This is a genomic window from Tistrella mobilis (assembly GCF_039634785.1).
GTDB classification, from domain to species: domain Bacteria; phylum Pseudomonadota; class Alphaproteobacteria; order Tistrellales; family Tistrellaceae; genus Tistrella; species Tistrella mobilis.
Genome location: NZ_JBBIAB010000013.1, coordinates 126,041 through 151,910, shown reverse-complemented (window position 1 = coordinate 151,910; position 25,870 = coordinate 126,041). Strand labels below are relative to the sequence as shown.

Genomic DNA, 25,870 nt, shown 5'->3' with positions numbered 1-25,870 from the left:
TTGCGCCCTGCGCTACAACCCCACCTGGAAGGCCTTTTACGACGGCCTCGTCCGCAACGGAAAGCCTGGCAAGGTGGCGCTCACCGCCCTTATGCGCAAGATCGCGATCACGATTAACATCTTGATTGCAAAAGAGATTCCATGGGTCCCGCCCATCCGTCCGGCGTGAGGGCTGACAGTTGCCTTTCGCGGGGATGACGGTGGTGAGGGTGTTGCGAGCCCGGCGGTGCCGGCGCCCGACATGCCCGGCCGATGGCGGTGAGGGTGTTGCGAACCCGGTGGTGCCGGCGTCTGACATCTGCGGTGCGGCCCGGCGGCGTGGGGTCGTGGGGGCGCTGCTCCACCCCGCATGCCGCCCCGTGGCCACCCCCCGGCCGCCCCCCGCAGGCGATGATCTTCAGCCGCGAAGTCATCTCCCGTTGCGCGAATCATTTTGACAAAATAATCTCACAGGACGATATCCCGCCCCTCCGGAGGATCGGTCTTGGCGCCCCCGCATGTCCTGCTGAATGCTTTCGAGATGAATGCGGTCGGCCATCTGGCCCATGGGGTGTGGAGCCATCCCGAAGATCGGGCGACCGGCTATCGGCGCATCGGCTATTGGATGGAGCTGGCGCGGATTCTGGAGCGGGGGCTGTTCGACGGGCTGTTTCTGGCCGATGTCACCGGGGTTTACGATGTTCATGACGGCGGGGCGGCCACCGCGATCGAGCGGGCGGTGCAGCTGCCGGTGAACGATCCGGCGGTGCTGGTGCCGGCGATGGCCGCCGTCACCCGGCATCTGGGCTTCGGGATCACCGCCGATGTCTCGGCCGAGCCGCCGCATCTGTTCGCGCGGCGGATGTCGACGCTGGATCATCTGAGCGACGGGCGGGTGGCCTGGAACATCGTCACCGGCTTTCTGGACAGTGCGGCGCGCGCCACCGGTGCCGCCGGCACGCTGCCGCATGATGACCGCTATGACCGTGCCGATGATTTCATGCAGGTCGCCTACAAGCTGTGGGAGGCGAGCTGGGACGACGACGCCGTGATCCGCGATCGTACCACCCGGCGCTATGCCGACCCGGCGAAGGTGCGGGCGGTGCGCCATGACGGCCCCTATTTCCGCCTGGACGCCATCCATCTGGCCGAGCCCTCGCCCCAGCGCACGCCGGTGCTGTTCCAGGCCGGGGCCTCGGCGCGCGGGCTGGATTTCGCCGCCGCCCATGCCGAATGCATCTTCATCCCCGCCGATGGCGGCCCCGGCACGCGCGCCATCGTGCAGCGGATCGAAGACCGGCTGGCGGCCGCCGGGCGGGACCGCTCGGCGGTGAAGATTTTCGGCTCCTTGCAGACGGTGATCGGCCGCACCCGGGCCGAGGCGGTGGAGAAATATCACGATTATGCCGCCCATGCCGTGCCCGAGGCGGCGCTGGCCCAGCTGTCGGCGGCGACCGGCATCGATTTCGGCAGCCTGGACCCGGATGCGCCGATCCCCATCCCGCCCGGCGGCGGCAATGCCATCCGCTCCATCCTGGCCGGGCTTGGCGGCGAGGGGGAGGGGAAGCCGACCGTGCGCCGGCTGCTGGCCGGCCTGGCGCTGGGCAGCCGGTTCCGGCCGCTGATCGGATCGGCCGGCGAGGTTGCCGAAGAGATCGGCCGGCGGGTGGCGGATAGCGGTATCGACGGTTTCAACCTGGTCCGCACCGTGGCGCCGGGCAGTTTCATCGATGTGGCCGACCTGCTGGTGCCGGAATTGCAGGCCCGCGGGCTCTATAAGACCGGCTATGCCGAGGGCACGCTGCGCGAGAAGCTGTTCGGCCGGGGGCCGCGGCTGGGGGCCGGGCATCCGGCGGCGGCCGTGCGTACCGTGCAGGGCGGGGCCGGGCAGGACGGGGCCGGGCAGGGGAGGCAGATATGACGGGGCCGCGTGACCGGATGGCATGGGAGGCGCTTGCAGACGAGGTGGCGGCGGAGCTGGCGCGGGACGTGGCCGAGCGCCACCGGGCGCGGACGCCGCCGCTGGCGCAGATCGCGCTGCTGAAGCGGAGCGGGCTCGCCACCATGGTTCTGCCCGAAGAATTCGGCGGCGGCGGCGCCCCCTGGCCGGTGGTGGTGGCGGTGGCGCGGGAGCTGGCCGCCGTCGACGGATCGGTCGGCACGCTGTTCGGCTATCACTCGATGAACCTGATCCATCAGGATATCGGTGCCGGCCCGCGCCGGGCGGCGCGGCTGGCCGAAATCGGCCGCGACCGGCTGTGGGCGGCGGGGGTCGCCAATCCGCGCGACGACGATGTCCGCATCACGCCGGCCGTCGATGGCGGCTTCCGGGTCAATGGCCGCAAGAGCTTCTGCACCGGGGCGGCCTTTGCCGAGCGGCTGTCGGTCTGGGGCCGGCGCACCGATACCGGCGAGACGGTGACCGCCTGGCTTCGCGCCGATGCGCCGGGGCTGAGCTGCGATCGCGATTGGGATGCGCTGGGCCTGGCCGGGGCCGACAGCAGCGGTTTCACCATGGAAGACGTCCCCGTCGCCGAAGCCGAGGTGCTGCCCGACCGGCGCGAGGGCGACCGCGACTTCGCCGCCGCGGTGCGGGTGCCGGTCAACCAGCTGATGTTCGCCAATCTGTATCTGGGCTTTGCCCTTGGCGCCTTCCGGGCCGGACGCGACTATGTCCGGCAGAGCACCCGGGCATGGCCGGCATCGGGCCATGCCCGCGCGGCCGACGACCCGCTGGTGATCAGCCAGTTCGGCGAAATCTGGACCGGGCTGCAGGCGGCGCTGGCGCTGGCGGACCGTGCTGCGGAAAAGGTGGACCGGCTGCTGGCGGCGCGGCCGGTGCTGGATATCCAACTCAGGGGTGACGCGGCCATTGACGTGGCAACCCTTAAAGTATTTTCTGCCCGCTTGAGCCTTGACGTGGCGACGAAGATCTACGACGCCATGGGGGCCCGTGCGACCCATAACCGCCATGCCTTCGACCGGTTCTGGCGGGATGCGCGGACCCACACCTTGCACGACCCGCTGGTGTACAAGGTGCTGGAGGTTGGTGACTACGCCCTGAACGGGCGCTATCCGCCGCCCGACGGCTATAGCTGACGACGACGGAAGACGACCCGAGATACCCGAGACAAGGGAGGCCCGATAGATGGATCGGCGTGATTTTCTGAAGACCGGCGGTCTGGCCGGGCTGTTCCTGTCGGTGGGCGGCGTGTCGCTGCCGATCGGCCGGGCCTTCGCGCGCGATGGGGACGACATTACCCTGCGCGTGCTGGCCGAGGACGGGCCGAATTCGCGCGATCCGCATGGCGACGGCGTCAACCGCGCGGCGCTGGGCACCTTCACCAACATCTACGACCGGCTGGTGAATTTCGACCGGATCGAGGTGGCGCCCGGGCTCTACCGCTATGACTATCTGAAGTTCAAGGGCGAGCTGGCCGAAAGCTGGGAGGTGCTGGAAGACGGCCGGGTGCTGGTCTTCCATCTGCGGCCCGATGCCACCTTCCACGACGGCAAGCCGGTGACGGCCGAGGATGTCCGCTGGTCGCTGGAACGCGGCATCAACCTGCCGGCCTCCAAGCGCCAGCTGTCCACCGGCTCGATCACCTCGGCCGATCAGTTCGAGGTGGTGGACGCCCACACCTTCCGGATGCGGTTCGAAAAGGCCGACCGCTACACCATGCCCAATCTGGCGCTGACCTTCGCCTCGGTGATCAATGCCGAGGCGGTGAAGGCCAATGCCACCGCCGAAGATCCCTGGGGCAAGGAATGGCTGCGCAACAATGCCGCCGGCGGCGGCGCCTACAAGGTCGCCAACTGGACCGCCGGCCAGCAGGTGATCTATGACCGCTTCGACGACTGGAAGAGCGGCGATCTGCCCCGCATCCGCCGCGCCGTGGTGCAGGTGGTGCCGGCCGCACCGGCCCGCGTCGCGGCTGTCACCAAGGGCGATGCCGATGTGGCGCTGCAGCTGCCGCCCAAGGATGTGGCGGCGATCGATGCCGACCCCAAGGTCGACCTGATTTCGCTGCCGGTGACCAACAGCTTCCGCTTCGTCGCCTTCAACACCCAGACCGCCCCCTTCGACGATGTCCGGGTGCGCCAGGCGATCGCCTTCGCGCTGCCCTATGAGGCCATGTTCCAGGGCGCGATCTTCGGCCGCGGCACGCCGCTTTACGGCGCAGCCACCGACCAGCCCGAAACCTCGTCCTTCCCGCAGCCCTATCCTTACGCCACCGATCTGGACCGCGCCCGCGCCCTGCTGGCCGAGGCGGGGCATGAGGGCGGTTTCGAGACCAGCTTCTCGTACAATGTCGCCGATGCGATCACCGCCGATCCGATCGCGCTGCTGGTGCAGGAACAGCTGGGCCGGATCGGCATCAAGGTGGTGATCGAAAAGGTGCCGGCGGCGCAGTGGGGCACGCTTCTGACCGAAAAGAAGGTGCCGTTCTACGTCGAGGGTTCGTCGGCCTGGTTCAACGACCCGGATTATTTCTTCCGGATCTTCTTCCAGGGCGACTGGCGCTGGAATTTCGGCGCCTTCAAGAACGAGGAACTGGGGGCGCTGGTCGAAAAGGCCCGCTGGGAAACCGACAAGGACGCCTATGACGATCTGATGCGCCAGGCGATCCGCATCGTGTTCCGCGAACTGCCGATCATGCCGCTCTGGCTGCCCGCTTTCGACGCGGCGCTGAAGCCGGGGGTGACCGACTTCACCTATTACATCCACGGCCAGGTCGATTTCCGGCCGCTGGACCGCAAGGCGTAAGGCAGGCTGCAGAACCGGGGCGGGGAGCGGGCAGAAGAAGGTGGATCCCCGCCTTCGCGGGGATGACGGTATAAATGCGGACATGAGGGCGCAGAGCATGGAGACGGTGGCGGGGTATTGACGGCGCCCGTCCGGTCAGAAAGAAAATTCCGCTCAGAAAGAAAATCCCGTCATCCCCGCGTAGGCGGGGATCCACCTTTGCTTCCGCGTGTCGACCGCCCAGCCAACGGAGACCCCGCCTTGCCCGCCATCCTCGGCTTCATCGGCCGGCGCTGTCTCGCCACCCTGCCGGTTCTGGCGGGGGCGGTGGTGTTCACCTTCGTGGTGATGCGCCTGTTGCCGGCCGATCCGGCCGCCTTCCTCGCCTCGGGCCCCGGCATGGGGCAGGCGGAGATCGAGGCGATCCGGGTGTCGATGGGGCTGGATCGCAGCATTCCCGAACAGCTGGCGATCTATGCGGGCGATGTGCTGCGGGGCGATCTGGGCCGGTCCTATACCACGGGCGAGGCGGTGGTCGACGACCTGGCCGCCCGGCTGCCGGCCTCTCTGGAGCTGACGGTGACCGCCTTCCTGCTGGCGATCCTGGTGGCGCTGCCCCTGGGCGTGGTTGCCGCCACCCGGCCGGGATCGGCGATCGACCATCTCTGCCGGGCGATCGCCGCCGCCGGCACCTCTCTGCCCACCTTCGTGGTCGGGCTGCTGCTGATCCATGTGTTCTATTCCGAACTCGGCTGGGCACCGGAGCCGGTGGGGCGGATGGATGTGATGCTGATCCCACCGCCGGTGGTGACCGGATCGCTGGTCATCGATGCGCTGCTGGCCGGCGATACCGAGGTTCTGGGGTCGGTGCTGGGGCGCATGGTGCTGCCCTGCCTGACGATGACCGCCTTTGCGGTGGCACCGCTGGCCCGGATCACCCGCGGTGCCATGATCCAGGTGCTTTCGGCCGATTTCGTCACCGCCGCCCGCGCCGCCGGCCTGCCGCGGCGCATGGTGCTGACCCGCGCGCTGCGCAATGCCGCGGTGCCGGTGGTCACCACGCTCGGCATGGTGTTCTCGTACATGCTGGGCGCCAATGTGCTGGTGGAAAAGGTCTTCGCCTGGCCGGGCATCGGTTCCTATGCGCTGGATGCGCTGATGAACGCCGATTACGCGCCGGTGCAGGGCTTCGTGCTGCTGGTGGCCATCGCCTTCACCCTGGTCAACCTGGCGATCGATCTGCTCTACGGGCTGATCGATCCCCGGGTGGGGCGGATCGGATGACCGCGGAACGCCATCTGGGCGGCCCGCCGCCGGCCGGCGGGACGGGCGGTGTTGCGGGCGGCCTCACCCGGCTCGTCCGGCTGATGCGCGCCAACCCGCCGGGCTTTCTGGCGCTGGGGGTGGTGGTGCTGCTGCTGGCCGCCGCCGTCGCCGGCCCGGCGCTGGTGCCCTATGACCCACTCGCCACCGACGTCACCCGCGGGCTGGAGCCGCCTTCGGCCGATCATTGGTTCGGCACCGACCAGCTGGGCCGCGACATCTTCAGCCGGGTGATCGCCGCCACCCGGCTTGATCTCGCGATCGCCTTTTCGGCGGTGGCGATGTCGTGCATCGCCGGCACGCTGACCGGCGCCGTCTCGGGGCTGCGCGGCGGCCGGCTCGATCGCTGGATCGGGCGGCTGGTCGATGTCGCCATGGCCTTCCCGCTGTTTGTGGTCGCCATGGCGCTGGTCGCGGCGCTGGGCAATACGGTCGCCAACATCGTCTGGGCGACCGCGATCATCAACCTGCCCTTCTATATCCGCTTCGCCCGCGCCGGCATCGCCGGGCTGAAAGATGCCGCCTGGGTGCAGGCGGCGCGGCTGGGCGGCCATGGCGAGGCCCGGCTGCTGGTCGAGGTGCTGCTGCCGGCGCTGCTGCCGGTGCTGGCGATCCAGGTCTCGCTCAATCTGGGCTGGGCGATCCTGAACGCCGCCGGCCTGTCCTTTATCGGCCTGGGCGTGCGGCCGCCGGCCCCCGAATGGGGCATTCTGGCGGCCGAGGGCGCCCAGTTCATCATGACCGGGCAATGGTGGGTCGCGACCTTCCCGGGGCTGGCGCTGATGCTTGCGGTCTTCGCCTTCAACCTGGCGGGCGATGCGCTGCGCGACCTGCTCGACCCGAGGCGCCGATGACCGCGCCGCTGCTGCGGGTCGACGGCCTGAAGGTCGGCTTCAAGGGGGCGGCCCCGGCGCTCGACGGCATCTCCTTCGATCTGGGCGCGGGGGAGACGCTGGCGCTGGTGGGCGAAAGCGGCTCCGGCAAATCGGTGACGGCGCTGTCGATCCTGGGCCTGCTGCCGCCGGCCGCCACCATTCTGGGCGGCCGGATCCTGTTCGACGGGGCCGATCTGGTGGCGGGTGGCGAGGCGGCCGTGGCGCCGCTGCGCGGCCGGGCGATGTCGATGGTGTTCCAGAACCCGCGCCGGGCGCTGGACCCGCTGCGCCGGGTGGGCGATGCCATCGGCGATGTGGTGGGGGTGCATGCCGGGCGGCGGCTGACGCGCGCCGATCGCGCCGCCCGGGTGCAGACGCTGCTGGCCGCGGTCGGCATCCCCGATCCGGTGCGCCGGGCGCGGGCCTTTCCCCATGAACTTTCGGGCGGCATGTGCCAGCGGGTGATGATTGCGATCGCGCTGGCCGGCAGCCCCCGGCTGCTGATCGCCGACGAGCCGACCACGGGGCTGGACGTCACCACCCAGGCGGTGATCCTGGACCTGATCGGCGATCTGGCGGACGCGCGCGGCATGGCCACGATCCTGATCACCCATGATCTGGCGGTGGCGGCGGAACGCGCCCATCGGATCGTGGTGATGCGCCGCGGCCGGGTGGTGGAACAGGCCCCGACCGCGCGGCTGTTCCAGGCCCCGGCCGACCCCTACACAAAGGCGCTGATCCGCGCGACCCCGGGGCCCGACAGCCGGATCGGGGATCTGGTGCGATGACGGCGCTGCTGGATGTTCAGGGGCTGCACCGCCGCTTTCGGGTGGCGGCCGCCGCCGACCGCCCGGCCGGCTGGCTGCAGGCGGTGGACGATGTGTCGCTGACGCTGGGCCGGGGGGAGGCGCTGGGGCTGGTGGGGGAAAGCGGCTGCGGCAAGTCGACGCTCGCCGGGCTGGTCGCCCGGCTGGCCGATCCCGATCGGGGCCGCATCCTGTTCGATGGCGAGGATCTGGCCCGGCTGCCGGCGCGCCGCGCGGCCCATGCCCCCTGGCGGCGGCGGATCCAGATGGTGTTTCAGGACCCGGGCGAAAGCCTGGACCCGCGGCTGACCGCGATCCAGGCGGTGATGCGGCCGCTCCGCCGGCTGAACGGGCTGAAAGGGGCGGCGGCCGAAACCGCGGCGCGGCAGGCGCTGGACCGGGTGCATCTGCCGCGCAGCCTGCACGACCGGTTGCCGCATCAGCTTTCGGGCGGGCAGCTTGCCCGGGTCGGCATCGCGCGCGCGATCGCGCCCGGCCCCGATCTGTTGATCCTGGACGAGCCGACCTCGGCGCTCGACGTCTCGATCCAGGCGGTGATCCTGAACCTGCTGCACGATCTGCGGGCCGAGCTGGGCCTCGCCTGCCTGTTCGTCAGCCACGACCTGAATGTGGTGCGGCTGGTCACCGACCGGGTGGCGGTGATGTATCTGGGCCGGCTGATCGAAACCGGGCCGACGGCCAGGGTGTTCGATGCCCCGGCCCACCCCTATACCGCCGGGCTGATCGCCGCCATCCCGCGGATCCCGGCACCCGGCGCACCCCCGCCCCCGCGTCGCCGGCTGGCGGGGGAACCGGCAAGCCCCATCGACCCCGACCCGCAGCGCTGCCGCTTCGAAGGCCGCTGCCCCCGCGCCGCCGCCATCTGCCGGGAACGGATGCCGCAGCTGGCGGGGGAGGGTGCCCGTCAGGTCGCCTGTCATTTACCCCTGACCGATCCTGTGTGACCATCAATGTCACGAGCAGCCTAAGCTGCCATCGGGACGGATGCGACACGGAGGGCACAGGTATGCAGACCAGGACGATGCCGGAGATCAGGCCGATGCGGCCGGACGAGATCGGGCTGGCGCTGGACTGGGCGGCGGCCGAGGGCTGGAATCCCGGTCTCCACGATGCCGCCCCCTTCGCGGCCGAAGACCCCGAAGGCTTTCTGATCGGCCATCTGGACGGCGCCCCGGTCGCCGTCATCTCCGGCGTGCGCTACGGCGCGGAGTTCGCCTTTCTGGGCTTTTACATCGTCCGCCCCGACATGCGCGGCCGCGGCTATGGGCTGGCGATCTGGCAGGCGCTGATGGCCAGGCTTCAGGGCCGTCTGGTCGGGCTGGACGGGGTGGTGGCGCAGCAGGACAATTATCGCCGCTCGGGCTTCGTGCTGGCCCATCGCAATATCCGCCATGAAGGCCGCGCGACGCTGGCCGGGCCGGTGCATCCGGCGATCGTGACCCCCGGTGCGGCCGAGCGCGCGGCCCTGCCGGCCTGGGACCGCCGCTTCTTCGCCGCCCCGCGTGCGGGTTTCCTCTCGGCCTGGATCACCCAGCCCGGCACGGTGCTGCGCAGCTATGTGGCAGACGGCCGCCTGCAGGGCTATGGCGTGATCCGCCCCTGCCGCACCGGCTTCAAGATCGGCCCGCTTTTCGCCGAGCGCCCGGCCGTGGCCGAGGCGCTGTTCCAGGCGCTGACCGCCGCGGTGCCGGCGGGGGCGCCGGTCTTCCTCGATACCCCGGCGGTCACGCCCGAGGCGCTGGCGCTGGCCACCCGCCATGGCATGACCCCGGTCTTCGAAACCGCGCGCATGTATACCGGCCCCGCCCCCGACATCGCGATCGACCGCACCTACGGCATCACCAGTTTCGAACTGGGCTGAGGCGCAGAAGGCCGAGGCGGGGCGGATCGTCGCAGGGTTATAATATGCATTTAATATTCATCTTTATGGCGCGATACTCCGGATCACGAGATGCTCAGCCGGAGGATGATCCGATGTCCCTCACCGATCACGCACCCGCCACCGCCTTCCGCGGCCGCACCGTCGGCGAGATCGCCGCCACTTTGCCGGGTGCCACCGCGGTGTTCCGCCGCCATCGGCTGGATTTCTGCTGTGGCGGCGATGTGCCGCTGGCGGAAGCCGCCGCCCGGCGCGGGGCGCCGCTGGACGAGATCGAGGCGGCATTGGACGAGATCGAAGCGGGGCTGGCCGGGCTGGAGCCGGGCGAGGTGCCGGCCGCGGCGATCGAAACCGGCGCGCTGATCGACCATATCCTGGTCTGCTATCACGAGGCCCACCGCCGCGACCTGCCCGAGCTGATCCTGCTGTCACAGAAGGTGGAGCGGGTGCATGCCGGCAACCCGGCCCTGCCGGTCGGCCTGACCGATCTGCTGCGGGAAACCGCCGGGCTGCTGGAGATGCATATGAAGAAGGAGGAGCTGATCCTCTTCCCCGCCATGCGCCGCTCCGCCTCTGCCATGGTTGCACAGCCGGTACGTGTCATGCGCGAGGAACACGACGATCACGGCGAGCAGATCCGCCGGCTGGAGGCGCTGACCGGCGGCTTCACGCCCCCGCCCGGCGCCTGCCGTTCCTGGACCGCGCTCTATCTGGGCCTTGGCCATTTCGTGGCCGAGCTGATGGATCATATCCATCTGGAGAACAACGTCCTGTTCCCGCGTTTCGACGCCGAGGGATGACGCCGCCTGCGATTGCCCGGCAGACTTGAGACTGATTTGCAACCGCACTAGACTGCCCGGATGTGTGCAGCACTGCATCAGCCGGGGAGCAATGCCATGGCCGGCAGCGGTTTCGTCCCGCGGATGGACAGCCGGATCGAAGGGATCCGGGTGATCGGCGATCTGCGCTGTCGCAGCTGGTCGGGCATCGTGGCCGATGTCTGGGAGGTGGACTGCCAGCCCGATGCCTCCGGCACCTATGTGGGCGAACACCCCCGTCTGTTCGTGGCGCTGGAGCGGACCGGCCCGGGCGATTTCCTGGTCGGCCCGCGGCCGGGCCTGCCCGCCACCCGCCCGCGGCTGGCCGGCCGGCTGATGAACTACGTGCCGGCCGGCATGCGGCTTTGGGGCCGCGGCGTGGGCGCGCACCGCCTGCGCCATCTGGATCTGCATTTCGACGTGGCGACGCTGGAAGCGCGCATGGGCGAGGCGGTGGATCCGGAGGCGCTGGAGCGGCCGCGGCTGGGCTTCACCGACGACCGGCTGCTGGCCCTGGCCCGGCTGATCGCGACCGAGGTGGAACGCCCCGATCCGCTGAACGCGCTCTATGGCGACGGGCTGGCGGCGGCGCTGTTCATCGACCTGATGGCACAGCAGCGCCGGGCTGCGCGGCCGCGCAGCCGGCTGACCCCCCGCCAGCTGCGCCGGGTGACCGATTTCATCGAGGCCAATTGCCTGCGCGCCATCCGCCTGCAGGAACTGGCCGATCTGCTGGGGCTGTCGCAATCCTATCTGGGCCAGGCCTTCAAGGCCGCCACCGGCATGGCGCCGCATCACTGGCAGATGCAGGCGCGCATCCGCCGTGCGCAGGATCTGCTCCAGGCGGGGGCGGTGTCGCTGGCAGAGGTGGCCGCCCGCACCGGCTTTTCCGATCAGGCCCATTTCACCCGCGTCTTCAAGCAGGTGGCGGGCACCACCCCCGCCGCCTGGCGGCGCGATCTCGTCTCGTGACGACCTTTATGCGCCGCCGCCGCCATTCGTCGCGAAAACGTTCAAACCCGTCCCGATCCGGTCAATCCCGGCTCTGACTGCGAGTGATATACACTCGCAACTGATCACGCCGGCTGACCAGGGTGACAGGATCAAGGGCGACAGGATCAAGGCATGGGCACCGACCGCATCTCTCCGACCCCCTTCGGGCGCATCTCGTTCAACGGGCGCATCCCGTTCAATCGCAGCCTGAAGGGCAGCGTCGCTCTGCTGGCCCTGCTGGCGGGCATGCCGCTGGCGGCCAAGGCCGACGATGCGGTGGTTCTGCCGCAATTGCAGGTGGAAGACGATCTTCAGACCGCCAACGGCCCGATCGACGGCTATGTGCCGCGGCGCAGCGCCACCGGGTCCAAGACCGATGCCGCGATCACCGAAATCCCGCAATCGGTGTCGGTGGTCGGCCGCCGTCAGCTCGACGACCTGCCGGGCAACAAGGTCGACGAGGTGCTGGGCTATACCGCCGGCGTCAAGGCCGGGCAGTTCGGCACCGACAGCGATACCGACTGGCTGATGATCCGCGGCTTCGATGCCGGGCAGACCGGCGTGTTCATGAACGGGCTCGGCCTCTACCAGTACGGTTTCGGCGGCTATTCGATCGATCCCTTCCTGCTGGAGCGGATCGACGTGCTGAAGGGGGCGAGTTCGGCACTTTATGGCGGCGCCAATGTCGGCGGGCTGATCAACCTGGTCAGCAAGCGCCCGACGGGGGAGCGGCTGCGCCATGTCGAGACCGGCATCAACAACTGGGGCAATGCCTTCCTGGGCTTCGACATCGGCGATGCGCTGGATGCGGACAGGTCCTACCGCGTGACCGGCAAGGTCTCGGGCGGCCATTGGGAGACCGACGAGGCCGAGGATTTCCGCGGCGTCATCGCCCCCTCCTATACCTGGGAAGGCGACCGCACCCGCGTCACCCTGCTCGGCATGTATCAGGATCAGGACCAGACCCATACCGGGGGGTTCTGGCCCTATGTCGGCTCGGTGGTGCCGGCGGCCTTCGGCCGGATCCCGCGCGATTTCTATTACAGTGAAGAGGATGAGGACAGCTATCGGCGCAAGCAGGCCATGCTCGGCTGGGAGGTGGAGCATGATCTGAACGATGCCGTGACGTTGCGCCAGAATGCCCGCTACAGCCTGACCGATGTCCGGGAAAGCGGGCCTTACCCCTATCTCTGGGCGAACGAAGCCAATGGCGATCTCCGTCGCCTGGGCTTCCGCCATGATACGACGGCGCAATCCTTCACCGTCGACAATCAGGCGGAATGGCGGGTCGCGACCGGCGCCGTGGAGCACAAGCTTCTGGCCGGCATCGACTATCGCTTCTACACCATCGATCATGTTCAGGAATCGGGCGCGGCGACGCCGATCAACGTGATCCGTCCCGTCTATGGCGCCGCTCAACCGGCCACCGCACCCTATCTGGATCAGACACTCGACATGCATCAGCTGGGCGGCTACGTCCAGGACCAGATGCACATCGACCGGAACTGGATCCTGACCTTGACCGGCCGCTATGACAGGGTCTGGACGGAATCTAAGGACGGTCTGGCAGCGGGCACCAACAATTATGACAGTTCTGAAGGGGCGTTGAGCGGCCGTGCAGGGCTCGGCTACGCGTTCGAAAACGGCCTCACGCCCTATGTCAGTATCGCGACCGTCTTCAACCCGCAGATCGGGACCACCGGTGACGGCAAGCCCTTCGAACCGGAGAAGGGGGTCCAGTACGAAGCCGGCGTGAAGTACATGCCGGACGGTTTCGATGCCCTCTTTACCGTCTCGGTCTACGAACTCACCAAGACCAATGCGCAGGTGGCCGATACGCGCACCGACAGCGGCGGCAATCTGCTGTATCCGTTCGGCAAGCTTCAGCGTGGTGAAATCCGCTCGCGGGGCATCGAGCTGGAGGCGCGGACGGAATTGGGTGATGGCTTCAGCCTGCTCGGCCAGGCATCTGTCGGGGATGTGGAAATCACCAGGGACACCACCCAGGCGCTGGTGGGCAAGACCCCGACCCTGGTGCCCGATGTGACCGCCTCGCTCTGGCTCGACCACGCCTTCCAGTCGGCCGTGCTCGACGGGTTGAGCGCCGGTGCCGGCATCCGCTATCTGGGCGAGAGCTGGGCGGACGAGACCAATACGCTCAAGGTGCCGGACGCGACGGTGGTCGATGCCGCGATCCGCTATCGTCAGGCAGGCTGGGGTGTCTCGGTCGACGTCGCCAACCTGCTCGACAAGGCGTATGTCACGGGATGTGGCAGCACCGCTCAATGCGGCTACGGCCCCGGCCGCACCGCGACGCTCACCCTGTCGCTCGACTGGTGACGGAGACGAGATGACCGATCAGCCCCCCGGCCCCCCGGCCCTCTACGACCTCGACGGCGTGACCATCGCCGTCGATGGCCGCCCCATCATCGACGGGCTGAGTTTCAGCCTGGCGGCGGGGAAGGTCTATGCGCTGGTGGGGCCGAACGGGTCGGGCAAGAGCACGCTGATCCGGGCGCTGGCCGGGCAGCAGAGGCCGGCCGCCGGAGAGATCCGGTTGCAGGGCCGGCCGGTCGGGGCCCATGACGCCCGCGGCTTCGCCCGGCTGGTCGCCTATATGCCGCAATTCACCCCCGCCGCCGAGGGCATGACGGTGGCGGAGCTGGTGGCGCTCGGCCGGTTTGCCTGGCATGGTGCGCTCGGCCGGTTCAGTGCTGCGGATGGCGACAAGGTGGCGGCGGCGATGCGGGTGACCGGGGTTGCGGGCTTCCGCGACCGCATGGTCGATGCGCTGTCGGGCGGCGAGCGTCAGCGGGTCTGGCTGGCGATGATGCTGGCCCAGGACACCGCAGCGCTGCTGCTCGACGAGCCGACCTCGGCGCTCGACATCGCGCATCAGGCCGGCATGCTGGGGCTGATCCGCGACCAGGCCCGCGCCCGCGGCCAGACCGTGGTGATGGTGCTGCACGACGTGAACATGGCGGCGCGCTTCGCCGACGAGATCCTGGCGCTGGCGGCGGGCCGCATCCTCGCCCGCGGCCGGCCCGACGCGATCCTGACGCCCGATGTGCTGGGCCGGATCTATGGCCTGCCCATGGGCATCTTTCCGCATCCCGATACCGGGGCGGCGGTCGCCTATGTCCGCTGACCTCACCCGCCGCAGGCTGCTGATCGCGGCCGGTGCGGCACTCGTCCTCTCTGCGGGCGGGCGGGCGTGGGCGGCTGCACCCGAACGTCTGGCCGTGATCGACTGGGCGCTGCTTGAAACCGTGCTGGCGCTCGGCATCGTGCCGGTGGCGGCGGCCGAACTCCGCCAGTTCCGCGAAACCGTGGTCGAGCCGCCGGTGCCCGCCGGCGTCGCCGATCTGGGCCTGCGCGGTGCGATCAATTTCGAGCTGCTGCGCCTGGCCGCGCCCGATCTGATCCTGAATTCCGCCTTCCATGCCTGGGCCGCCCCCAATCTCGCCCGCATCGCACCGGTCGAGACGATTTCGATCCACCGGCCGGGTGTGGCGCCCTATGGCGCGGCCGAGGCGGCGACCCGTGCACTGGGCCTGCGGCTTGGCCGGGCGGCGGCGGCCGGGGCCGTGATCGCCGATACCGCCGCCGTCATCGCCACGGCCGGGGCCGCCGCGCGTGCCGCCGCCGGCGGCCGGCCGGTCTTTCTGGTCACCCCCGGTGATGCCGCCCATGTCAGCGCCTTCGGGCCGGATTCGCTGCCGGGTGCCGTTGCCGACCGCATGGGCCTCGCCAATGCCTGGGGGGCGGAGACCCGCTATGGCGGCACTGCACCGGTCGGCATCGAGGCGCTGGCCGCCCGGCCCGAGGCCTGGATCGCGCTGATCGGGCCGATGCCGCCCGACACGCTGCGCCGGCTGGGCCGGGCAACGCTCTGGCAGGCCCTGCCGGCGGTGCGCGAGGGCCGCGTGCTGATCATCGACCCCGTCAACCCCTTCGGCGCCCTGCCGACCGCCGCGCGTTTCGCGCGGCTGCTCTCGGCCGCGATGGTGCCCCATGGCTGAGCGGTTCCGCCCGTTCAGCCCGGGCGCGCTGGTCTGGCCGGGCGCGCTGGTCTGGCTGGCGGTTGCGGCATTGGCGGCGCTGCTGTCGGCGCTCGCCCTCGGCCGCAGTTTTTCGGCCGATCCGGTTCTGGATGCGATCATCCGCCGGGATGGCGTGGCACCGCGCATCCTGGTCTCGATCCTGGCCGGGGCGGCGCTCGGCTTTTCGGGCGCGCTGTTGCAGCGGGTGCTGCGCAATCCGCTGGCGGAGCCGGCCACCCTCGGCATCGCCTCGGGCGCCCAGCTGGCGCTGGTGCTGGCGACGATCCATGCGCCGCTCTGGCTGGCGACCGCGCGCGAGGGCATCGCCGCGACCGGCGGGCTTGCCGCCGTCGCCCTGGTGCTGGCGCTGACCTGGCGGCGCGGGCTGGAGCCGGTCTCGGTGGTGCTTGCCGGCATGATGGTCACGCTGATCGCAGGCGCGATCGCCGCCGCCGCGATCCTGGCCGATGGCCGCTATATGATGTCGCTGTTCATCTGGGGCGGCGGGGCGCTCGCCCAGCAGAGCTGGGGGCCGGCAACGGGGCTGGCGCTCCGGCTCGGCCTGGCGGTTGGCGTCGGCGCCCTGCTGATCCGCCCGCTCACCCTGTTCGCACTGGATGACGGCGCGGCGCGCAGCCTGGGGCTGTCGCTTACCCGGGTGCGGCTCGCCGCCGTTGCGGTGGCGGCGGGGCTTGCCGCCTCGGTGGTCTCGGAAGTGGGGGTGATCGGCTTCGTGGGGCTGGCGGCCCCGGCCCTCGCAAGGGCGGCCGGCGCCCGCAGCCCTGCCGGCCAGCTGGTCTGGAGCCCGGTGATCGGCGCGGTGCTGCTCTGGGCGACCGATGGTGCGGTCATGCTGCTCGAAGCGCGCGGCATCGCCGGCCTGCCGACCGGGGCTGCGACCGCGTTGCTCGGCGGGCCGCTGCTGCTCTGGCTGCTGCCCCGGCTCAGGATGATCGAGCGCCCGCCGGCCCGGGCGGCGGCGGCGCGTGACCTGCCACGCGCCCGGCCGGGCCTGGTGCTGGCCGGGCTCTCTCTGCTCGCCCTGGGCCTGGTGCTCGCGGCCCTCACCCTCGGCCGCGGGCCGGCGGGGTTGCATCTCGCCACCGGCACGCTCTTCGCCGATCTGCTGCCCTGGCGCCTGCCGCGGGTGATGGTCGCGGCCGCGGCGGGGGCCATGCTGGCGGCGGCAGGCGCCGTGATGCAGCGGGTCACCGCCAACCCGCTCGCCAGCCCCGACGTTCTGGGGGTGGGGGCCGGGGCGGGGCTGGGGCTCGCTTTGGTGCTGCTCGGTCTCGACCTGCCCTCCACCGGTGCCCGGCTCGCCGGCGCCGCGGCGGGGTCTGCCGCGGTGCTCGCCTTCATCCTGGCGATCGCCGGTCGCGCGGGTTTCGGCGCCGAACGGCTGCTGCTCGCCGGGCTTGCCACCGCGGCGCTGGCCAATGCGGTGCTGGTGGCGGTGATCGCGACCGGCGGCTTCCGTGCCTTCGAACTGCTGGGCTGGCTGGCCGGCTCCACCGCCGCCATCACCCCCGGCGATGCCTGGATCGCGGCGGGTGCCGCCCTGCTGCTGATCCTGCCCTTGGGGCTGGCCGGCCGGGTTCTGGCCTTGCTGCCGCTCGGCGCCCCGGTCGCGCAGGCGGCCGGGCTGACGGTCGGCCGGTCCCGCTTCCTGCTGGTGCTGCTCTCGGCCCTGCTGACCGCGGCCGCCGCCCTCCATGTCGGCCCGCTCGGCTTCGTGGGGCTGATCGCCCCCCATGCCGCCCGGCTGCTGGGCCTCAGGCGGCCACAGGGTCAGCTGGCCGGCGCCGTTCTGATCGGCATTGCCCTGATGGTCGCGGCCGACTGGCTCGCGCGCATGGCGGCCTTCCCGTACCAATTGCCGGTGGGCCTGTTCGCGTCCATACTCGGCGGCCCGTATCTGGTCTGGCTGCTGGGGCGCGGAAGGCACCGCCGGTCCTGAAGACCCGGTCTTCCCATGACGACCTCTTCCCGCGTCACTCCGCCAACCGCAACGTGCCTGGGATCCTCCCCCCGATGCTTCGACAGTTTTTCGCCTATTACGCCCCCTATCGCGGCCTGTTCCTGCTCGATTTCGGCTGCGCCGTCCTGGCCGGCCTTCTGGAGCTGGGCTTCCCGGTCGCGGTCAAGTTCTATGTCGACGAGCTGCTGCCCGGCGGCGACTGGGGCTGGATCATCGCCGCCGCCGTCGGCCTGCTGGTCGTCTATCTGCTCAACACCGGGCTGATGGCGGTGGTCACCTATTGGGGCCATATGCTGGGCGTGAACATCGAGACCGAGATGCGCCGCCGCAGCTTCGACCATCTGCAGAAGCTGTCCTTCCGCTTCTATGACGAGAACAAGACCGGCCATCTGGTCGGCCGGGTCACCAAGGATCTGGAAGAAATCGGCGAGATCGCCCATCACGGGCCGGAAGACCTGTTCATCGCGATCATGACCTTCATCGGCGCCTTCCTGCTGATGCTGTGGGTGAATGTCGATCTGGCCCTGCTGACCGCGGCGGTGGTGCCGCCGATCATATGGGTCGCCACCCATTACGGCAAGCGCATGGCCGGCAACTGGGATGCGCTCTATGGCCGGGTCGGCGATTTCAACGTCCGGATCGAAGAGAATGTCGGCGGCATGCGCGTGGTCCAGGCCTTCGCCAACGAGGATCACGAGCGCCGGCTCTTCGCCCGCGACAACGACCGCTACCGCTCGACCAAGCTTGCCGCCTATAAGATCATGGCGGCCAGCATGTCGCTCAACTATATGAGCATCCGGTTGATCCAGCTGGTGGTGCTGATCGCGGGCGCCTATCTGGTGCTGAACGAGCAGCTCTCCTATGGCGGCTTCGTCGGTTTCCTGCTGCTGGTCGGCGTCTTCGTGCGGCCGATCGAGAAGATCAATGCGGTGATCGAGCTGTACCCCAAAGGCATCGCCGGGTTCCGCCGCTATCTCGACCTTCTGTCGACCGAGCCCGACATCGCCGACCGCCCGGGCGCCCGGCCGGCGCCGCGGCTGGCGGGCAATATCCGCTTCCACGAGGTCTCGTTTTCCTATGGCAGCCGGCCGGTGCTCGACCGGGTCAGCTTCGACATCGGCGCGGGCGAGACGGTGGCGATCGTCGGCCCCTCGGGTGCCGGCAAAACGACGCTCTGCTCTCTGCTGCCGCGGTTCTACGATGTCGACGCGGGCGCGATCATCGTGGACGGCATCGACATCCGCGACATGACGCTTGCCTCGCTGCGCGGCCAGATCGGCATCGTGCAGCAGGACATGTTCCTGTTCGGCGGCACGATCCGCGAGAACATCGCCTATGGCCGGCTTGGGGCGACCGAGCCCGAGATCGTCGAGGCCGCCCGCCGTGCCCGGCTGATGGATCTGATCGAGAGCCTGCCCCAGGGGCTGGACACGGTGGTCGGCGAACGGGGCGTGAAGCTTTCGGGTGGGCAGAAGCAGCGCATCGCCATCGCGCGCATGTTCCTGAAGGATCCGGCGATCCTGATCCTCGACGAGGCGACCTCGGCGCTCGACACCGAAACCGAGCGCGAGATCCAGAAGGCGCTGGCGGAACTCTCGGTCGGCCGCACCACCCTGGTCATCGCCCACCGCCTTGCCACCATCCGCGGCGCCGACCGCATCCTGGTGGTCGACCGTGGCGGCATCGCCGAACAGGGCGCCCATGACGAACTGCTGGGCGCGGGCGGGCTTTACCGGCGCCTCCACGAGGCCCAGTTTGGTACCTGAAGGGCGGCCAGTGCCGCCAGCACGCAGGCGACGCCCAGGATCTGGGGCAGGCTGACCGCCTCCCCCAGCACCAGGGCGGCCAGCGCCACCGCCGAGACCGGGGCGAGGGCGGTGAAGGGGGCCGCCTCCGCCCCGCTCACCCGGGCGGCACCGGCATACCAGAGCACGAAGCCGATCACCGTCGGCACCAGCGCGTACCAGGCGACACCCAGCAGTGCCGCCGTCTCCGGAACGGCCGCCCAGGGCCGTTCCAGGATCAACGCCGGCAGGCCGGCGGCGATGAAGCCCAGCCCGGTCATCACGGTCGAAAGCGCGAGCGGCGCGATCGGGATCCGCAGCTTCTTGTTCAGCAGAATGAACAGCCCCTCGCAGACCACCGCGCCCAGCACCAGCAGCGTGCCGGCCAGCGACGAGGCGCCGCCTCCACCATTCCCGCCCCCACCCCCGGCGGCCACCGCCATCATGCCCGCCGCGGCAAGCGCGATCGCCACCAGCAGCCGCCGCCCGGGCCGTTCGCCCAGCACCATCACCGCGATCATGGCGGTCACCACCGGCAGGGTGCCGATCACCACCCCGGCATCGGCGGCGGAGGTTCTGGCGAGGCCTGAGATCAGCAGCGTGGTATAGCCGACACTGCCGGCCCCCGCCTGCACCACCAGCACCGCCAGATCGCGCGGCGCCGGCCGCGGCAGCCGCACCCCCTGCCAGCGCATCAGCAGCAGAAACACCGGAAAGGCGAGCGCAAAGCGCAGCGCCGTGGCGGTAAACGGCCCCATCCCGCCGCCAGCTCCCCCGCCGGCAATAACCCTGGAGGCGATGACCGTGGTGCCGACCAGCACCATGGCGCCGGCCAGACAGGCAAACCCGACCCGGCGATCGGCCGGGCTGGTGTTGGCCGGGGTGCCATTGGCAGAGGTGGTATTGGCCGGGGTGCTATTGGCAGAGGTGGTGGTCATGGGCGGCACGCATCCTGGACAGTGGCGGGATCGCCAGAGGATGCGCGGGGCGGGCGGGGGTGGTCTTGAACGGAATTGCGGGGCTGTTCACCCGCGTCTCACAAGCCCCGCCAGATAATCGGCATGGACGACATCCAGCAGGTCTTTCGACGACACCGCCTGATCCGGATGTGCCAGATATTCTTTCCAGGCCCGGGGCACGTCTTCCCGCAGCCAGCGTTCGATCTCGGGGTCTGGTCCGTGGTCCGAGGGGTGGGGCATGGGTGTATCCTGAGCAGCGAGGATCGGTGCAGGTCGGATTTTACGTGCTGTTGATGCCCCGGGCGAGACATTGGAGCTTCATCATACCTGCGTCGCCCGTCACACTCTTCCGATGCCGCCGCAATGAATGGAATCAGCCATGACCGACACCGCCTATGATGCCTGGTTCCGCCGCGAGGTCGAGGCCGCCATTGCCGCGGCGGATGCCGGCGATCTCGTCACCGCCGAGGAGGTCGAGGCGGATGCCCTGATCTGGCGGGCGGCGGTTCTGCGGCAGCTGGCGGGCGGCTGATCCGCGGGGCAATGCCGCGTCAGCGGTGCGGCCCCCGCTCGCCCGACCCCCCCCGCCCAAACCCCCGGCGTCGCGCCCAGCCGGCGGGTCATGTGGCGGGTCATGTGGCTCTGGTCGGCGAAGCCGGCTTCGGCGGCGGCTTCGGCGAGGGGCGTGCCGGTGGTGATCAGGCGGCGGGCGAGCTGGACGCGGCGTTCCAGAACATAGGCATGGGGGGTGAAGCCGGTCGCGCGGGTGAAGCTGCGGATCAGCTGGAAGCGGCCGGTTTCGGCGATGGCGGCAAGCCCGGCCAGATCATGGGCGGCGGCGGGGTCGTCGTCGATGGCGGCGCGGGCGCGGGCGATGCCGGGGGGGATGGTCGGGCGGCCGGCCGGCACCAGCAGGCCGCCCAGAAGATCGGCGAGCAGCACCGTCAGGCGTTCCTGGCGGGCGAGGGGGGCGGCGGTGCCAGTCGCCCCGACGGTCAGGTTGTTCGCCCCGGCGGTCAGGCTGTGAAAGGCGGCGAGAAACCGCGCCGCGGTGGCGGGGGCGGTGGCGGCCGGGTGGTGGAATTCGGCATCGCCTGGCCGCATCAGATCGGCCGCCGCCTCTGCCAGCACCGGCGGGTCGATATAAAGCATGCGCCAGGCGCGGCCGGCATCGCCGATCGGCCAGCCGTCATGCACCTCGCCCGGGTTGACGGTGATCACGTCGCCCGGTCCCGCCTCCACCGGCCCGCGGCCGCTGGCCGAGCCCTGGGCACCGCGGGCGATGACGCCGATGCCGAACTGGTCGTGGGTGTGGCGGGCGAAGCGGCGGGTGGTTTCCGCCGTCACCGCCTCGATGCCGGGCAGGGCGGTGGCAAGGCGGCGGAAACGGCTGGCGGTATGCGACATGGGGCGCGGGACCTTGCGGACGACACCTTCCGGGCGGTATGGGCCCCCGTAGTCTGACAGATGCACCGCCCGTCCGGCTAGTGAGAGGCTGGCCAGCGCCTTGCATCGCGCCACGCCGCCCCCGCCCCGATCAGCGCCGCTGCGGCCGCGGCCCCTGCCACGGCGCCGAAGCCGATGCCCTCATAAGCCAGGCCCAGCAGCAGCGGCCCCAGGAAGACCGCCGTGTAGGTGACGGCCGAATGCAGCCCCATCACCGCCCCGCCGGCCCCGGCCGCCCGGCGCGACAGCAGCAGCACCAGCATGTTCAGCCCCAGATGGTTGACCATGCCCCAGATCGCGGCCACCGCAAGCGCGGTGGGGAAGCTGTGCAAAGCCGGGTCGAGGATCAGATAGACCCCGGCGATCGCCACCATCACCCGCGGCAGCAGCCGCGCCGGGCCGATCCGGTCGATCAGCGGTGCCGCCAGGCTGGCCAGGCCGAAACCCGCGCCATAGGCCAGAACGAACAGGCCGGCGGTGCCGGCATCCAGATCCAGCGCCCGGCGGAAGGCATCGCCCACAAAGGCATAGCAGCCGTAGAAGGCGCTCATGAAGGTCAGGCACACCACCAGCAGAGAGGCCACCCCGGGGCGGCGGAGGGTGGCGAGCGGCGAGGCGACCCGGTGGCGCGTGGGTCCGGCGCGGTCGCGTGCGGGGGCGGGCGGCAGCCGTCGGCAGCCGAGGCAGGTGGCGGCTGCGATCGCCGCCAGCACGACATAGGCGACCCGCCACCCGGCCAGATCGGTGATCGCGGCCGAGGCCGGCACGCCGGCGACCAGAGAGATCGCCCAGCCGTTCAGCACGCGGCCCAGCACCCGCGCGCCCCGTGCCGCCCCGCCCAGGCTGGTGGCGGTGGCATAGATCGCCGGCAACAGCATGCCGGCGGTGATGCCGGCCAGCATCTGGGCGGCGGCCAGCACCGGCCAGGCCGGGGCGGCGGCGCTGGCGGCAAGGGCAAGCGCCATCACCGCGGTGGTGGCCACCAGCACCGGCCGCGCGCCGAACCGGTCGACGGCCGTCGACAGAAACAGCGCCGAGATCGCGGTGGCGGCGCCATAGGCCGAAATCACCCGGGCGATGGTGACGGTATCGGTGCCGAAATCGCGGGCGACATCGATCAGGATCGGGCTCAGCAGCAGGGCGTTGGAGCCGACGGTGACCACCGCCGCGATCAGCAGGCCGATCAGGCCGCCGGAGGGCGGTGTGTCGGGAAGGTGTGTGTCGGAAGGGGGGGCGTCGGGGGCGGTGTCGTCCATCAAGGTCTCTCTTCCGGCCGGGGAGGGGCGCGCTCCGGCTGTCGCACACCCGCCGCCTGCGCGCAAGCCCCGCCGCAACCGGCCGGGGCGGCCCCGCTTTCCCTCCCGGCCGCTTTCACTCTATGATCGGCGGCCGTCCCCGACCCCGGTTCCGACGGTGCCGGGCGGGGGACCCAGATCAGACCCGGACCGGAGTTGATGCGCGTTTTTGCAATCTCGGACCTGCATGTCGATTACGACGAGAACGACCAGTGGGTGGCCGGAGTGTCGACCGCCGATTACGTCGACGATCTGCTGATCCTGGCCGGCGACGTCTCCGACATGCCGCAGCGTCTGGGCCGCACCCTGGAACGGCTGGCCCTGCGTTTCCGCACGGTGATCTATCTGCCCGGCAATCACGAGCTGTGGGTGGTGCGCGACCGCACCCATGAGGATTCGTTCGCGAAGTTCGACGAGGTCCGACGCATCGCCCATGAAAGCGGCGCGGTGCAGCAGGTCTGGCACGGCGCCGGGCTCCGGATCGTGCCGCTTTACGGCTGGTATGATTTCTCGTTCGGCGAGCCCTCGCGCGATCTGCGCCTGGCCTGGACCGATTTCCGCGCCTGCCGCTGGCCCGAGGGCATGACGCCGGCGCTGATCACCGACGCCTTCCTGGCCCGCAACCCGGCCCCGGTGGCGGCAGCCCATGCGACCACCATCACCGTCTCGCATTTCCTGCCCCGGATCGACGTGATGCCGGATTTCATCCCGCCGGCCAAACGCATCGTCTATCCCGTGCTCGGCACCCGCAAACTGGAAACCCAGCTCCGCGCCTGGCGGCCGGTGACCCATGTCTATGGCCACAGCCACGTCAACCGCGACCAGGTGATCGACGGCGTGCGCTATGTGAACAACGCCTTCGGCTATCCGGGGGAGACGCGGATTGCGGCGAAGCGGTTGCTGTGCCTCCGGGGCGACTGACAGCCTGGCGCTGCAGGTACACAACTTCTGATTAAATATGCGATTGATTCTCATTCTCATATATAATAGGTTTCTCTAGGGCCGAATGGCTCAACAAACTGTTTATATGGGAGAATACGGTATGGATCTGTTGGACAAAGGTTGGCATGCGCCGTCGTTGATCCCCCTCGACAGCTTGCTGGGGCTGCATCCTGCCCCAGCCCGTCGCCTGTATTCCGGGCCGGTGAACATCTCGGCAGCAGAATCCACGGCGTTTGCGAAGATCAATGGCCCGCTGGAGGGCAATGGAAGGTTTTACCAGCGGCCGGATATCTACTGAACGAGCCTGTTCTGGCGCCACCTATAGGATGTGCGGAACCGTGATAGACGCTTCTGTGCGCTATGCTGATATCGGGAGCGCTGTGTCCGTGTCCGGCGGGGGAGAGGTGACCTTTGGTAAGAGTCGTCTCTCCCCTTACCTACACGCAGCGCTTGACTACAAGATCCTCTACAACGAACACAGAATATTGCTTGTCTGCCGAGAAAAATGCAAACAAGCCATTGATTTTCGGGTGGGGCAGCATGAACACATTTTGACGGAAGATCCGTCTGACTTTGAGGATGAAATAGCGGGCGTGGCTGGTTGGCCTAATGCAGCTATTGCAATAGATATTTCTCGTGAGATCGGGGCACCTGGTATCAGGATTTTCACAAATCACAACCCAAATACATGTGTATATGTATGGGCATCTTATGCCGAATTTCGTGTGTCCTGGGATTACAATGCAGTTGCGAGAAGCTCCTGCCAAAATACAATCAATCTTCATCAGCTATCGAGATGGTTGATGATGCATGGCTATGCATATGATTCGCAAACTATATTCGCCAATATATTCAGGGTGACAGTTGATAGCGAGGTTTTTGCATCTCCGCACCGATTGCGCATAACTCAACGAGACAGGCGACGGGAATATGCTCCCCGAGAAATGGCCCGAGATGTCCCATTTCAAAATATTCTTGAGGAATATATAAATGCGGCCATATCCAGGAGAAAACTGGGGGCAGATAGAGTCGTTTGTGAAGTCAGTGGGGGGTTGGACTCGGCTGTTCTGCTTCTCTTGGCGTCACGTTTAATCCCGTCGCTGTCGGCGGCGGGAATAGCGGTATCTGCGAGCTTCGGACAACCGGTGAATCAGACGATTCGTCAGAGAAAAATCACCGCGTCGTTGAATGTACCGCTTCTCCTGGTTGATATCGCTCAACATCTGCCCTTTTCGCCAGACAGCCCGCGTCGTGAGCCATTCTGCACAAGCTATATGGCGGAACCCTTTCACGAAGCGTTTTTCAGTTTGACGGAAAAATTGAGACTGGGAGGATATGATACATTAATCTCAGGGGTGGGCGGCAATGAAGCATTCCCGCTGTTTCCCTCGGATGACGGATTTACGAATAGCTATCCTGGAATCACACGATCAAATCCATCTTGTGTGTTTATCACGCGAGAGGCATTTCTTCTTGCCCAATCAGCGCAAGTCACGAGCAACTATACTTTGCCCTACGTTGCGCCGGCTTTGCAGGCCGTCGAGGCTCGTCATCAAAGACTACTTCTTCAGGGAATGTGGTCGATTAACCCGTTCCTTGAGCCTGAGATCATACAGTTCGGGTCTTCCCTGCCGCCTCATCTGCGAAAGGATCGCCTTCTTCTTAAGCAAGTTCTTTCTGCGGTTGGCCTGCGTGATTTTCTTGTTGATATACACGACTCATTCGAGAGCAGTATACTGGATACCCTTGTTCGTTCAAATCAGCTCATGCGGCAATTATGCCAAGATTCTGTATGCGCTGATGTCGGATTGATAGAACCTTCCCGCCTTTGGACTTGTTATGAAGATGTGTGTCGCAGAGGATGTATTGTACCGGGTCTCCGTCAGGCTGCATTCCATATAATAATGTTTATGCATATGGAGCTTTTTCTCGGGCATTATCGGCGGGGAGGCTACATATGACTGTAATGACTGCTGAAG

The 25,870-nt window shown here is 68.6% G+C and carries 21 protein-coding genes and 1 pseudogene; 18 read left to right on the top strand and 4 right to left on the bottom strand.

The genetic code is table 11. The features are described 5' to 3' along the window. Positions 1 to 484 precede the first annotated feature (484 nt). From WI697_RS18625 to WI697_RS18555, 15 genes are all read left to right on the top strand, one after another. Complete coding sequence (locus tag WI697_RS18625) at positions 485 to 1,900, top strand: NtaA/DmoA family FMN-dependent monooxygenase (RefSeq protein WP_345959513.1); 1,416 nt, start codon at positions 485 to 487, stop codon at positions 1,898 to 1,900. Continuing rightward, positions 1,897 to 3,078, top strand: a complete 1,182-nt coding sequence (locus tag WI697_RS18620) for an acyl-CoA dehydrogenase family protein (protein ID WP_345959512.1) — start codon at positions 1,897 to 1,899, stop codon at positions 3,076 to 3,078. Before WI697_RS18625 ends, WI697_RS18620 begins: the two co-directional genes overlap by 4 nt. A 49-nt stretch (positions 3,079 to 3,127) precedes the next feature. Next, positions 3,128 to 4,747 (top strand): ABC transporter substrate-binding protein, encoded by a 1,620-nt coding sequence (locus WI697_RS18615; protein ID WP_345959511.1) that lies wholly within the window; start codon positions 3,128 to 3,130, stop codon positions 4,745 to 4,747. Positions 4,748 to 4,987: 240 nt separating this feature from the next. Then, positions 4,988 to 6,010 carry an ABC transporter permease gene (locus WI697_RS18610; RefSeq protein WP_345959510.1) on the top strand — a complete coding sequence of 341 codons (1,023 nt, stop codon included), beginning with the start codon at positions 4,988 to 4,990 and terminating at the stop codon, positions 6,008 to 6,010. After that, entirely contained in the window at positions 6,007 to 6,903 is an 897-nt protein-coding gene (locus WI697_RS18605) for an ABC transporter permease (protein ID WP_345959509.1), read from the top strand. The genes WI697_RS18610 and WI697_RS18605 overlap by 4 nt, the downstream gene beginning before the upstream one ends. Then, positions 6,900 to 7,712, top strand: a complete 813-nt coding sequence (locus WI697_RS18600; RefSeq protein ID WP_345959508.1) for an ABC transporter ATP-binding protein — start codon at positions 6,900 to 6,902, stop codon at positions 7,710 to 7,712. Before WI697_RS18605 ends, WI697_RS18600 begins: the two co-directional genes overlap by 4 nt. Beyond that, positions 7,709 to 8,695 (top strand): ABC transporter ATP-binding protein, encoded by a 987-nt coding sequence (locus WI697_RS18595; RefSeq protein WP_345959506.1) that lies wholly within the window; start codon positions 7,709 to 7,711, stop codon positions 8,693 to 8,695. The genes WI697_RS18600 and WI697_RS18595 overlap by 4 nt, the downstream gene beginning before the upstream one ends. Before the next feature lie 62 nt (positions 8,696 to 8,757). Continuing rightward, entirely contained in the window at positions 8,758 to 9,612 is an 855-nt protein-coding gene (locus tag WI697_RS18590; protein ID WP_345959505.1) for a GNAT family N-acetyltransferase, read from the top strand. Between the two features lie 113 nt (positions 9,613 to 9,725). After that, positions 9,726 to 10,430 (top strand): iron-sulfur cluster repair di-iron protein, encoded by a 705-nt coding sequence (gene ric, locus WI697_RS18585; protein ID WP_345959504.1) that lies wholly within the window; start codon positions 9,726 to 9,728, stop codon positions 10,428 to 10,430. 96 nt (positions 10,431 to 10,526) lie between these two features. Beyond that, complete coding sequence (locus WI697_RS18580) at positions 10,527 to 11,420, top strand: helix-turn-helix domain-containing protein (RefSeq protein WP_062768349.1); 894 nt, start codon at positions 10,527 to 10,529, stop codon at positions 11,418 to 11,420. Positions 11,421 to 11,573: 153 nt separating this feature from the next. Further along, positions 11,574 to 13,781, top strand: coding sequence for a TonB-dependent siderophore receptor (locus WI697_RS18575; protein WP_345959503.1), 2,208 nt, complete (start codon positions 11,574 to 11,576; stop codon positions 13,779 to 13,781). A 10-nt stretch (positions 13,782 to 13,791) separates the two neighbouring features. Further along, positions 13,792 to 14,589, top strand: a complete 798-nt coding sequence (locus tag WI697_RS18570; RefSeq protein WP_345959502.1) for an ABC transporter ATP-binding protein — start codon at positions 13,792 to 13,794, stop codon at positions 14,587 to 14,589. Beyond that, a complete protein-coding gene (locus tag WI697_RS18565) occupies positions 14,579 to 15,463 on the top strand; it encodes an ABC transporter substrate-binding protein (RefSeq protein WP_345959501.1) in 885 nt (294 codons plus the stop codon). Before WI697_RS18570 ends, WI697_RS18565 begins: the two co-directional genes overlap by 11 nt. Next, on the top strand, positions 15,456 to 17,444 hold the full coding sequence (gene fhuB / locus WI697_RS18560) for a Fe(3+)-hydroxamate ABC transporter permease FhuB (RefSeq protein ID WP_345959500.1): 1,989 nt from the start codon (positions 15,456 to 15,458) through the stop codon (positions 17,442 to 17,444). Before WI697_RS18565 ends, fhuB begins: the two co-directional genes overlap by 8 nt. 74 nt (positions 17,445 to 17,518) lie before the next feature. Continuing rightward, positions 17,519 to 19,231 carry an ABC transporter ATP-binding protein gene (locus tag WI697_RS18555; protein ID WP_345959499.1) on the top strand — a complete coding sequence of 571 codons (1,713 nt, stop codon included), beginning with the start codon at positions 17,519 to 17,521 and terminating at the stop codon, positions 19,229 to 19,231. Here the strand turns inward: WI697_RS18555 and WI697_RS18550 are convergent. The 4 genes and pseudogenes from WI697_RS18550 to WI697_RS18535 form a co-directional block, all read right to left on the bottom strand. Then, positions 19,195 to 20,187: a DMT family transporter gene (locus WI697_RS18550; protein ID WP_345959498.1), complete on the bottom strand. Its 993-nt coding sequence runs from the start codon at positions 20,185 to 20,187 to the stop codon at positions 19,195 to 19,197. The two genes, WI697_RS18555 and WI697_RS18550, sit on opposite strands and share 37 nt — an antisense overlap. A gap of 87 nt (positions 20,188 to 20,274) precedes the next feature. After that, positions 20,275 to 20,448, bottom strand: coding sequence for a hypothetical protein (locus tag WI697_RS18545; protein ID WP_345959497.1), 174 nt, complete (start codon positions 20,446 to 20,448; stop codon positions 20,275 to 20,277). Positions 20,449 to 20,790: 342 nt separating this feature from the next. After that, positions 20,791 to 21,615: pseudogene (locus WI697_RS18540) on the bottom strand (AraC family transcriptional regulator); the annotation flags it as partial. 77 nt (positions 21,616 to 21,692) lie between these two features. After that, positions 21,693 to 22,910 carry an MFS transporter gene (locus tag WI697_RS18535; protein ID WP_345959496.1) on the bottom strand — a complete coding sequence of 406 codons (1,218 nt, stop codon included), beginning with the start codon at positions 22,908 to 22,910 and terminating at the stop codon, positions 21,693 to 21,695. A 198-nt stretch (positions 22,911 to 23,108) separates the two neighbouring features. Between WI697_RS18535 and WI697_RS18530 the strand changes: the two genes are divergently transcribed. The 3 genes from WI697_RS18530 to WI697_RS18520 all read left to right on the top strand — a co-directional run bounded on the left by WI697_RS18530 (position 23,109) and on the right by WI697_RS18520 (position 25,852). Then, positions 23,109 to 23,870: a metallophosphoesterase gene (locus WI697_RS18530; protein ID WP_345959495.1), complete on the top strand. Its 762-nt coding sequence runs from the start codon at positions 23,109 to 23,111 to the stop codon at positions 23,868 to 23,870. 121 nt (positions 23,871 to 23,991) lie between these two features. Then, complete coding sequence (locus tag WI697_RS18525; RefSeq protein WP_345959494.1) at positions 23,992 to 24,189, top strand: hypothetical protein; 198 nt, start codon at positions 23,992 to 23,994, stop codon at positions 24,187 to 24,189. An 88-nt stretch (positions 24,190 to 24,277) separates the two neighbouring features. Further along, positions 24,278 to 25,852 (top strand): hypothetical protein, encoded by a 1,575-nt coding sequence (locus WI697_RS18520; RefSeq protein WP_345959493.1) that lies wholly within the window; start codon positions 24,278 to 24,280, stop codon positions 25,850 to 25,852. Positions 25,853 to 25,870: the final 18 nt, after the last annotated feature.